The sequence below is a fragment of the Flavobacteriales bacterium genome (assembly GCA_021296215.1).
GTDB lineage: Bacteria > Bacteroidota > Bacteroidia > Flavobacteriales > ECT2AJA-044 > ECT2AJA-044.
This window is the reverse complement of the sequence record JAGWBA010000081.1, coordinates 1-10409: the sequence shown is the minus strand read 5'-3', so window position 1 is coordinate 10409 and position 10409 is coordinate 1. Positions and strand designations below refer to the sequence as shown.

7 protein-coding genes and 1 tRNA gene are annotated in these 10409 nt (G+C 47.5%); 6 read left to right on the top strand and 2 right to left on the bottom strand.

Going from position 1 to position 10409, the window contains the following annotated elements; all coding sequences use genetic code 11:
* Positions 1 to 103 precede the first annotated feature (103 nt).
* Positions 104 to 688 carry a GNAT family N-acetyltransferase gene (locus J4F31_10935; GenBank protein ID MCE2497072.1) on the bottom strand — a complete coding sequence of 195 codons (585 nt, stop codon included), beginning with the start codon at positions 686 to 688 and terminating at the stop codon, positions 104 to 106.
* A gap of 81 nt (positions 689 to 769) precedes the next feature.
* Here J4F31_10935 and dnaE point away from each other — a divergent pair, with 81 nt between their 5' ends.
* From dnaE to J4F31_10905, 6 genes are all read left to right on the top strand, one after another.
* The gene (gene dnaE / locus J4F31_10930; GenBank protein MCE2497071.1) at positions 770 to 5122 is read left to right on the top strand and encodes a DNA polymerase III subunit alpha; all 4353 of its coding nucleotides are present in this window, start codon (positions 770 to 772) and stop codon (positions 5120 to 5122) included.
* Positions 5123 to 5202: 80 nt separating this feature from the next.
* On the top strand, positions 5203 to 5517 hold the full coding sequence (trxA, locus tag J4F31_10925) for a thioredoxin (protein ID MCE2497070.1): 315 nt from the start codon (positions 5203 to 5205) through the stop codon (positions 5515 to 5517).
* Positions 5518 to 5578: 61 nt separating this feature from the next.
* A complete protein-coding gene (locus J4F31_10920) occupies positions 5579 to 6514 on the top strand; it encodes a DUF58 domain-containing protein (protein ID MCE2497069.1) in 936 nt (311 codons plus the stop codon).
* On the top strand, positions 6514 to 7617 hold the full coding sequence (locus J4F31_10915; protein MCE2497068.1) for a hypothetical protein: 1104 nt from the start codon (positions 6514 to 6516) through the stop codon (positions 7615 to 7617). Before J4F31_10920 ends, J4F31_10915 begins: the two co-directional genes overlap by 1 nt.
* A 185-nt stretch (positions 7618 to 7802) precedes the next feature.
* A tRNA-Asp gene (locus J4F31_10910) sits at positions 7803 to 7879 on the top strand.
* Between the two features lie 497 nt (positions 7880 to 8376).
* A complete protein-coding gene (locus tag J4F31_10905; protein ID MCE2497067.1) occupies positions 8377 to 9459 on the top strand; it encodes a Fic family protein in 1083 nt (360 codons plus the stop codon).
* A gap of 96 nt (positions 9460 to 9555) precedes the next feature.
* Here J4F31_10905 and J4F31_10900 read toward each other — a convergent pair whose 3' ends face one another.
* Positions 9556 to 10209 carry a plasmid pRiA4b ORF-3 family protein gene (locus J4F31_10900; protein MCE2497066.1) on the bottom strand — a complete coding sequence of 218 codons (654 nt, stop codon included), beginning with the start codon at positions 10207 to 10209 and terminating at the stop codon, positions 9556 to 9558.
* Positions 10210 to 10409 lie beyond the last annotated feature (200 nt).

The following is a 10409-nucleotide window of genomic DNA, read 5'->3' as shown; positions in this document are numbered from 1 at the left end:
GGCACCGAGCATACCGTAGAGCCGAAGCTGTTTTAATCGTTCAATAATTTGTTGATTCATTGGGGTTATTTATTTGAAAGGCTTAAGACCAGAAGATTATTTACTAACGATTAAATATAGGTCTTGAAATTGAATACCCCTCTTTAACGGGAAAATCGTTGCTAAGCTGAAAAGATAGGGTTGGGTCGTGAATCTCCTTCATCCGCACCTTTTCGATATATTCTCGCGGTTTAAGTGAATCGGCGTATTTAGCGTAGTTAGGTATTCGTCCGCCCGCCATGATCGCCCGTAAATTCAAATTCTCGCACAGCTCTTTTCGGACCTCGTAGAGCCTGCGCCCTAGTCGAAGCCCCCGGTATTCAGGGTGAACGAAGACGTCGATCCCATAGAGGACATCACCATCCGGGTCATGAGTGTCAAAGGAGTAGTTTCCGGTTATTTGTTCATAGGTATGATGGTCGCTGAATTTATCGTAATCCACGATCAGGGAAAGGGCGGAGGCGACCACTCGACCGTCGACCTCCACGCATATTTGTCCTTCCGGGAATACTTGTAGCAACCGATCGATCTGATGCTCTTTCCAGTGCAATCCGTCTATATCGGCATAGGCTTCTTGCATGGTCTTTTTGAGGTCGAGGTAGTCAGTCGGCTTGAGGTTTCGGGTTTGAATATTGGCAGGTTGTTCCATGGAGTTAAAGTACGATGATTCCTTTTCAATAGTTATTAACACGGGTTACAAAGCTCGGTTCAGGGTCTTAATTTTACGATCATGTATTTAGTTTTCGATACCGAAACCACCGGTTTACCTCAGGATTTTAACGCACCGATCTCAAACTCCGACAATTGGCCCCGATTGGTGCAGTTGGCGTGGCAGCTTCACGACGATTCGGGCTATTTGATTCACGCCAAGAACGAGATCGTTTACCCGGACGGATTCGACATTCCGTTCAATGCCGAAAAGGTACACGGAATTTCTACGGCTAAAGCACGAGCTGATGGGCGTCCGCTTTCTGAGGTGTTGGACGCGTTTTATATCGACGTCGAAAAGGCCGATCACGGGGTAGGACACAACATCGAATTCGACTACAATATCGTAGGTGCTGAGTTGTGGCGTCTCGGGAGAACGGCCGATGCGGAGGAGTTCATGAAATTGCCTCCGATCGACACCAAGAACGATCGCACCACAGAGTATTGTGCTATTCCCGGAGGTAAGGGAGGAAAGTTCAAATGGCCAACGCTATCCGAATTGCACAACAAGCTGTTTGGGAAACCATTTGACGAGGCGCACAACGCAGCGGCCGATGTGGAAGCCACGGCACGTAGCTTCTTTCGATTGGGTGAGTTGGGAGTTATACCTCTCGAAAAAGCTCTGGCTGCCGACATCATGGAGCATCTTGCCGTTGAGGCAAAAAAGATCCTGAAAACGGTAGATAAGCGCGATACGCCGGAGGCGGATGGGGGAATCGAAGAATTGACGACCGATGAGGCGCATGGGATCGAAGCGGCGTTTAGCCACCTGCATGTGCACACGAGTTTTAGTATTCTGCAGAGTACCATCAAGACCCAAGAGCTGGTAGAGATGGCGGGTGCCCATGGTATGCCGGGGGTTGCTATGACGGATAACGGCAATTTGATGGGCGCTTTTCACTTTACTGCCCAAGTGGCAGCGTACAACAAAGGTGTAGCGGAGCATAACGAAAATGTCGCTGCGGGCGAAGCGGAAGGGGAACGGAAAGAGCTTAAGGGAGTGGTCGGTTGCGAGCTGAATGTCTGTCAGGACCACACGAACAAAGAGTACAAGGACAACGGTGCGGCCATTGTTTTCTTGGCCAAGAACCGGAAAGGGTATTTGAATTTGGCCAAGCTGAGTTCGCATGCTCATATCGATGGATTCTACTACGTTCCGAGGATCGATCGTGGATTGGTCGAGAAGTACAAGGAAGGATTGATGGTGCTTACGGGCAGTCAATACGGGCTTATACCTTCGTTGTTGCTGAACGTCGGTGAAAAACAGGCGGAGGAAGAGTTGAAGTGGTGGCACGAGCAATTCGGCGATGACTTCTACCTGGAGATTTGTCGGCACGGACTCGAAGAAGAGAATCGCGTGAACGACGTTTTCGCGCAATGGGCAGAGTCCTACGGGATAAAGATGGTGGCCGGTAACGATGTATTCTACGGAGAAAAGAAAGACGCCAACGCACAAGATATTTTGCTTTGTGTGCGCGATGGTGCCAAGCAGAGCGATCCGATAGGGAAGGGGCGGGGATTCAGATATGGCCTCCCTAATCAGGAGTTCTATTTTAGGTCGCAGGAAGAGATGAAAGAACTCTTCGCTGCGATTCCGGCCGCGATCGAAAACACCAACGACATTCTCAATAAGGTCGAGAACTTTGCGCTGGCGCAGGAAGTGCTGCTTCCAAAATTCGATATTCCTGAGGAGTTTAGGGATGAGGCCGATGAACAGGATGGCGGAAACCGAGGAGAAAACGCCTATTTACGGCATTTGACCTATCAGGGAGCCAAAGAGCGTTGGGGTGAGAAATTGAATGAAGAGATCACGGAGCGACTCGATTTTGAGTTGGCTACCATTGAGAACACCGGATATCCCGGATACTTTTTGATCGTTCAAGACTTTACGAGTCAGGCCCGTAAGATGGGCGTTTCCGTTGGGCCGGGCCGGGGTTCTGCGGCGGGGTCGGCCGTGGCTTACTGCATTGGTATCACGAACGTGGACCCCATCAAGTACGACCTGCTTTTTGAGCGTTTCTTGAATCCGGACCGGGTATCGCTACCTGATATCGATATCGATTTCGACGACCGCGGTCGCGATAAGATCATTGAATGGGTGGTCGATAAGTACGGTTATCACCAAGTGGCCCAGATCATCACCTACGGCACCATGGCGGCAAAATCGGCCATTCGCGATGCCGCTCGGGTATTGGACCTTCCGCTGCCCGACGCTGATCGATTGGCCAAGTTGGTGCCGGACACCAAGTTGAAAAAGTTGTTCAGCTGGAGCGAAAAGGAGCGCAAGGACAAGCTTCGGAGCGAGCAAATCGGCATGGCGGAGGAGTTGATCAAGATCTCCGAAGGAAGCGACTTAATGTCCGAAACGTTGAATCAGGCGCGCATACTGGAAGGCTCGGTCCGAAATACAGGGATTCACGCCTGCGGCGTGATTATCACCCCCTCGCCGTTGACAGGGCATGTTCCCATGACAACGGCCAAGGACGCCGATCTTTTGGTCACCCAGTTCGATAACTCTGTAGTAGAGAATGCCGGACTGCTCAAAATGGACTTCTTGGGGCTAAAGACCTTGACACTGATCAAGGATGCCATTGAATTGGTGAAACAACGGCACGGGATCGAGATCGATCCGGATGAGATTCCGTTGACCGACGAAAAGACCTACGAGCTTTTCCAGGGGGGCGAAACGGTAGGGATTTTCCAGTACGAGAGTCGCGGGATGCAGAAGTACATGAAAGAATTGGTTCCAACGCAGTTCAGCGACCTCATTGCCATGAACGCGCTATACCGCCCCGGACCCCTTGAATACATCCCGAATTTCATTGAGCGAAAGCACGGTAGAGAGGAGATCACCTATGATTTCGAGGATATGAAGGAGTACCTGGAAGAGACGTATGGAATTACGGTTTACCAGGAGCAAGTGATGTTGTTGAGTCAGAAGTTGGCCGGATTCACCAAGGGTGAGGCCGATGTACTTCGGAAAGCCATGGGTAAGAAGATCTTTGCCTTGCTGGCCAAACTGAAGCCCAAGTTCTTGGACGGTTGTGCAGAGCGCGGGCACGATACCGAAATTGCCGAGAAGGTTTGGAAAGACTGGGAGGCATTCGCGGCCTACGCCTTCAACAAATCGCACAGCACGTGCTACGCCTATGTGGCCTATCAGACCGCGTACCTCAAAGCCAATTATCCGGCCGAATTCATGGCCGCGGTACTGTCGAATAACCTCAATAACATTACCGATGTCACCTTCTTCATGGAAGAGTGTAAGCGTATGCAGATTCCGGTATTGGGTCCGGACATCAATGAGTCGGACTACTACTTCACGGTGAATCCGGACGGTGCCATCCGTTTTGGCTTAGGTGCAATTAAAGGAGTCGGTGGAGGAGCTGTTGAAGCCCTTGTTGCCGAACGCGAAGAGAACGGAGCATATGCGAGCATTTTTGACTTGTGTAAGCGAGTCGATCTGAGAACGGTGAATAAGAAGACCTTGGAAGGACTGGCGTTAGCGGGGGCTTTCGACAATTTTGAGCATCATCATAGAGCCTTGTTCTTTCACGAGGACAACGATGGGCGATCGTTCTTGGAGCGGGCCATGAAGTTCGGAAATGCCGTTCAGCAACAGGCGGCCAGCGCACAGGCGAGCTTGTTTGGTGGGACAGATGATATGGAAATTCCGGAACCCATCGTGCCGCAGGCAGAACCCTGGGATAAAATAGAGGCCTTGCGCAAGGAAAAGGAAGTCGTTGGGATCTTTATTACGGGACATCCGTTGGACGACTTTAAGGTGGAGATGGAGTTCTTTCGCAACGCGCATTTGGGTTACTTTAAATTTCCGGAGCGGAATGTGGGTAAGGAGTTGAAGGTGGCGTGTATCATAACTTCGGTGGAGCATTTGACGACGAAGACGGGCAAGCCCTGGGGTAAGTTTACGATGGAAGACTATAACGACAGTCACGAATTCCGCGTGTTTTCTGAAGATTATTTGAAGCTCCGGCACATGCTGGTGCCGGGTAGCTTTGTATATGCCCGGGTGAGGATTCAGCAGCGCGAGTGGGTAAATAAGCAGACCGGTGATAGAACGGTGAGATTAGAAGAGAAGATCGCTCACATTGGGCTGTTGCAGGAAGTCATGGAACAGTCAGATAAAGGACTTTTTCTAACGATTCCGTTGAGTACTTTAGACGAATCTTTTAATGATCTATTGGAAACCGTACTGAAGAAACATCACGGTAAGCAGTACGTTAAAATGAGGATCGTCGACCCCGATGAGGAACTGTCGGTTGAAATGCCGGCGCGAAAGTTTCGGGTCGATGTCAATAAAGAACTTCTATCGGAGTTAGAAGAAATAAAAGGTTTGGAGTTCACGTTAAAGTGAACAATGTGCGACCTTGCGGTTTAGTTTAATTGAGTTAATTTTGTGGTGTTGCATAAGACACCTAATTAATTGGAAACGCTATGGCACTTGAATTAGATCAAAGTAATTTTGAAGACACCATCAACTCCGAAAAGCCGGTATTGGTTGATTTCTGGGCAGAATGGTGCGGGCCATGCCGCATGGTAGGTCCAATCGTAGAAGAATTGTCGAACGACTACGCTGATAAGGCGGTCGTTGGAAAAGTAAATGTGGATAACAACAGCGAAATTTCCATGAAGTACGGAATTCGCAATATCCCAACGCTGCTCATCTTCAAGAACGGTGAAGTTGTAGACAAGCAAGTGGGAGTTGCCCCGAAAGAAGTACTTGCCGGGAAGCTTGACGCTCAGTTATAATAGGGAAAATTAAGGAAGAAGGGCTAATGGCGACATTAGCCCTTTTTTTATATTCGTTCGGATGGCCGAGATACAGGAAGAGCAATTAAGGGATTTTGGATCGCTGGAGGTATTGGCGCGACAGGTGGTGGAAGGGTTCATCACGGGTTTGCACAAAAGCCCCTACCACGGCTTCAGTGTGGAGTTCGCTGAGCACCGTTTATACAATACGGGTGAGAGTACTCGGCATATTGACTGGAAGCTCTATGCGCGTACCGACAAGCTTTTCGTTAAGCGATATGAGGAAGAGACTAATCTGAGGTGCTTTATCGTGCTCGACCAGAGCTCGAGTATGTTCTTTCCGGTTCGGAAGAAGCTGAGCATAGAACAGCCGAATAAAATTCAGTTCAGTATTTATGCGGCTGCGGTACTGATGAACATTTTGAAGCGGCAGCGCGATGCTGTTGGATTGGCGACTTTCGACAGCGAAATACGGTCGATCACCCCGGCGCGAACCACGACCCGACATCACAAGTTGCTTTATCACGAGTTAGAGCAGCAGTTACTTGCTGGTCAGCCCGAAGAAAAGCGGGGCACGTTTGCTGTAAAGGCCTTACATGAGATCGCCGAGAAGATCCACAAACGTTCGCTGGTTGTGGTTTTCAGCGATATGTTCGATACGTTGGACAAGGGGCAAGATGAGCTTTTTCAGGCGCTGCAGCATTTGAAGTACAACAAACACGAGGTGCTGTTATTTCATGTCGTAGATAGAGCTGCGGAGATCGATTTTGAATTTGAGAATCGACCGTACAAGTTCGTGGATATGGAAAGTGGCGAGGAGATTAAGGTGCAGGCCGGAGAGATACAGCAAGAGTATGTAAAGCGAGTAACTCAGCTGGAGAAAGAGTTGGAGTTGCGCTGTGCTCAGTATCATATTGATTTTATTCCGGCCGATATCAACCTCGGTTTCAAGCAGGTTTTATTGCCTTACCTGCTCAAAAGACAAAAGCTGTACTGATGAGGTGGTTAGCGATAGCGCTTAGTGTTAGCATTAGCATTAGCATTAGCGACAGCTACGGCAACAGCAACGGCTACGGCTACGGCTACAGCAACAGCAACAGCTATGGCAACGGCAACAGCGACAGCAACGGCAACAGCTACAGCTGCAGCGACGGTGTGGTTCACAGTAGCGGGTCATTCCAATATTACAATACAAAAGGCGATGATGTAGTAGTAGCATCTGCAGGAGTTCACGGTCTACAGTCCAGATTTTATAGCTCATTGGCCACAGTTTATGGTCCAAGGTCTACGGATCAAGAGCCTATGGCTTTTGGCTTACAGCCTATGGCTTATGGTTCATTGCTCACCACTCAGCCAGACACCACCAAACCGGACAGTACACAGCAGCACCCGGCCCTAAGGGACACCGTTAAGGTGAAATCGGGGGTGCAAGGGGATGTGGCTCTAAGGGACACCGTATTGCCTGCGAACTGTCATTGTGCTGAAACAGCGGAGGAGCGGGCCGTTTATGTTCGCGTCGAGGGACTTAAAAAGCCCGAAGAAAAGGTGGTTCAGTTCAGTATCGGACGCGATACGTTGTACGATCTTGTGGCCCTAAAGGACACGAATTGGCATTTGATCAAGCATTGGCCCTTGATGAAAGGCGATACCTTCTGCGCTGCTCTTATTGATTCGAGCCTCTCGGCTCGATGGTCGTTTCGATCCGAGGGAGTAGAGCCCGTGGTACAGAATGAAGATCTGCGTGAATTCACCGGTGACATCTGGTACTATAAAGATGTAGCCCTTTTAAGGATCAATAAAACGAGGGATTATCCCGAAAAGATGAATATCGTGATCGGGCTGCAACCCGGGTTCGATTTAGATCGGCTGTACTTGAACGTTAAGTTGATTCATCCGACCGCGGGGGTCAAGGAGGTCGAAAAAGAAGTTCGCGTATCCGAGGCCGATGAACTGGGAAAGCACGACCGCCTGTTGCGGGTGTATATCCCGGAATGGACCTTAACGGACAAAGGAAAATACTTTTTGCGGATCGGTCATCAGCATTTGAGTGACCGTTTGAACGGAATCGACTTTGTGGGCTACGAGCTGTTGACTCCGTAACTCCTTGTCGAATTGTCGCCAGATCATGGTCGCCTCGGCGGATAGTTGAGTGGGGGAGGATAGAGGTGCATCCTGCCGCAGGCAGAAACCCTAATAAAAAAGTTTAGGCGCATTCTTTTCCTTCAAGAAAAAGGTTTTATATTTGCGCTCCGCAAGCGGAAAGGCTTGCACGTTCTTTAGAACACGGTCTGGTAGTTCAGTTGGTTAGAATACATGCCTGTCACGCATGGGGTCGCGGGTTCGAGTCCCGTCCAGACCGCCAAAAACACCCTTAAGCCCCTGATTTTCAGGAGCTTTGATTTTTTCTGTCGAGCCACCGTCGAGCAAAGTCCCCTTTTTTTGAGCTGTTTTACCCGGTTTTACGGGGGTTAACTTCGGGTGGATTTTTCCTTTTTTGATCTTTTGGGCCATTTTTTTTCCAGAATCGATTGTTAGATCGTGAGGTGGTGGTTTATGTCGTTCCAGAAGGTCTTCTTAGAGATCATTTAGCCGCTGAGTTAATTTAGTAGGGCTTTGGAGTAGGGCTATTTACGTGCGACGGGGAGCGGGGTAGTTTAATCTGGGATGTTCATGATTAATTGCGGAATTTAGGCTAAGCCTCAGAACAGCTCTTTATTTTCTTCAACTAATGCTTGTTTATGACAAGTTGTACCTCATGCTGAAAAACGAGCGTAAAGATTACCTTTCAATGCAAAACGAGGGTAAAAAAAAGGTATATTTACACTTGAAATAAACTCTAGTGTAAAAGCTACTCTCTTTATGACCAGCTTCGATAAGTCTCTTCCTTATAATGACCTGCCTCTACTTCCACCTAAAGCAGACCTGGCAACTAAAGAGGTTCTAACCAAAACCATTAAAGCTAGTAGAGCTTTAGCTCAACTAAATGGCGCAATAAGAAACCTACCTAATCCTAGTTTATTTCTTGACACAATTCACCTACAGGAAGCAAAAGCCAGTTCTGAAATAGAGAATATTATCACAACTAATGATGACTTATACAAAGCCGTGGTGGCTGATAAGAAGTTCGAGAACCCCGCAACTAAAGAAGTGATTAGCTATAAACAAGCCATCTGGCTGGGCTTTGAACGACTCGAGCAAAAACCTTTCATTACAACTAATCTTTGTGTAGAGCTTGTGCAATGTATCAAACAAAACACAGCTGGAATTAGAACAACACCAGGTACCACTTTATCCAACACACAAGGAGATGTGATCTACACTCCTCCCTCAGGAGAACAAGTTATCTTGGATAAAATGGCCAACCTCGAAGCGTTTATAAATGAAAATGATTCAATAGACCCGCTACTAAAAATGGCAATTGCTCACTACCAGTTTGAAGCTATACACCCATTTTCGGATGGTAACGGAAGAACAGGTCGCATTCTTCTTTTACTTCAATTGAAACTTGAGCAACTACTTGATATTCCTGCTCTGTTCTTAAGTGAATACATCATCAAGCATAAAGAAAAATATTACGAAGGGTTAAGAAGCGTTACAGAAGAACAGGACTGGTCAAGGTTTATAATCTACATGCTCAATATGGTTGAAACAACCGCCATTAAGGGATTAGGTAGACTAGAAGCAATAATTCAACTCATGGAAACAACCGGGCAGGAAATAAAAGAAAGGCTTCCGAAAGTATATTCCAAAGATTTAGTTGAAGTCATCTTCAAACTCCCTTACACCAAAAGACAATACTTGATTGATATAGGATTAGGCACACCGAAAACAGTTGGAAATTACCTCATCGCTTTAGAAGAACAGGGATTCTTAAAATCCGTAAGAGTAGGCAAAGAAAAGCTATACCTGAATCATAGATTGATGAAAATACTAGAACAATAAAGTACAAAGGCACAACATCGGCTCTACCAAATTCTGGCTGACCTTTTCTTTTTTTTGCTTTTCCACTTGGGCTCGAACCGAGGCCCCTTTGATTAATTATTCCATATAATCATCATAGAATTCATCAAATAGGCCTGTATCCGGATAGTAAACCTCCATTTTCTTGTGGTAGGTTAAACTCAGGTGCAGTTCCAAGTGATCTTCATCTTCTTGGGTTCCTCGAAAGCCTTGACTTTCGCCCCACTGCTTGGTCTCTTTATGCTCCGGATGCTTGGTGTTATTAAGCACCTCTAGAAAGTGTGCAAATCCAGGAGGTCCGCCGCAGTCCTCGGGCGGACAAGCGCCTTTTGCGGAACGAAGAAATGGAGTTACGGGATAGGCCTGTGGGTCATGAATAATATTCAATAGCTTTATTTCGTGCAGCCAACTGTCACCGAAGTCGTATTCATAAAGTATGGTGTCTCCTTTTTTCGTGAAAACACTATCGAGGGCGTGCAGCTTTGTATCATTTTCACTGGGTACTTCTTCAAAGTGGGCATCGCCGTAGGTAACTATATCGTTTGAACCAATCTCACGTCGAAATTCATGTAAGTGATAGTTCTGCCACGGCATCGCGCTTTGAATGTAGAAATGAAGATCATTTAAGCTGTCCGTCGAACTCACTACAATCTCTCTTTCGATAGGATAAGGAGAGTCTTTAAGCGTTACGCCCAGGGTGAATCGCGGGTAGGTCAGTTTTGGCTTTGGCATATTCAATAAGGTAAAAGTTGGTTAAAGCTAAAATATTCAGAATTCAATGTGCTCTCTTCGATTACGCGTAAAGATTATTTCGTAATTCGCGAATCGCGAATTGAAAAGGCTTAAGACCAGAACAAGGGTCACGTCCATTTTGTGGGGAGCGTTTGAAGAATTGCTACATTTCGTTCAAAAGAAATGGGGGATTTGGTATT

Excerpts from the sequence above, each read along its gene's own strand:
- J4F31_10905 (MCE2497067.1), top strand. The coding sequence starts at position 8,377 with ATGACCAGCTTCGATAAGTCTCTTCCTTATAATGACCTGCCTCTACTT.
- J4F31_10915 (MCE2497068.1), top strand. The coding sequence starts at position 6,514 with ATGAGGTGGTTAGCGATAGCGCTTAGTGTTAGCATTAGCATTAGCATT.
- J4F31_10920 (MCE2497069.1), top strand. The coding sequence starts at position 5,579 with ATGGCCGAGATACAGGAAGAGCAATTAAGGGATTTTGGATCGCTGGAG.
- dnaE (MCE2497071.1), top strand. The coding sequence starts at position 770 with ATGTATTTAGTTTTCGATACCGAAACCACCGGTTTACCTCAGGATTTT.
- J4F31_10900 (MCE2497066.1), bottom strand. The coding sequence starts at position 10,209 with ATGCCAAAGCCAAAACTGACCTACCCGCGATTCACCCTGGGCGTAACG.
- J4F31_10935 (MCE2497072.1), bottom strand. The coding sequence starts at position 688 with ATGGAACAACCTGCCAATATTCAAACCCGAAACCTCAAGCCGACTGAC.
- trxA (MCE2497070.1), top strand. The coding sequence starts at position 5,203 with ATGGCACTTGAATTAGATCAAAGTAATTTTGAAGACACCATCAACTCC.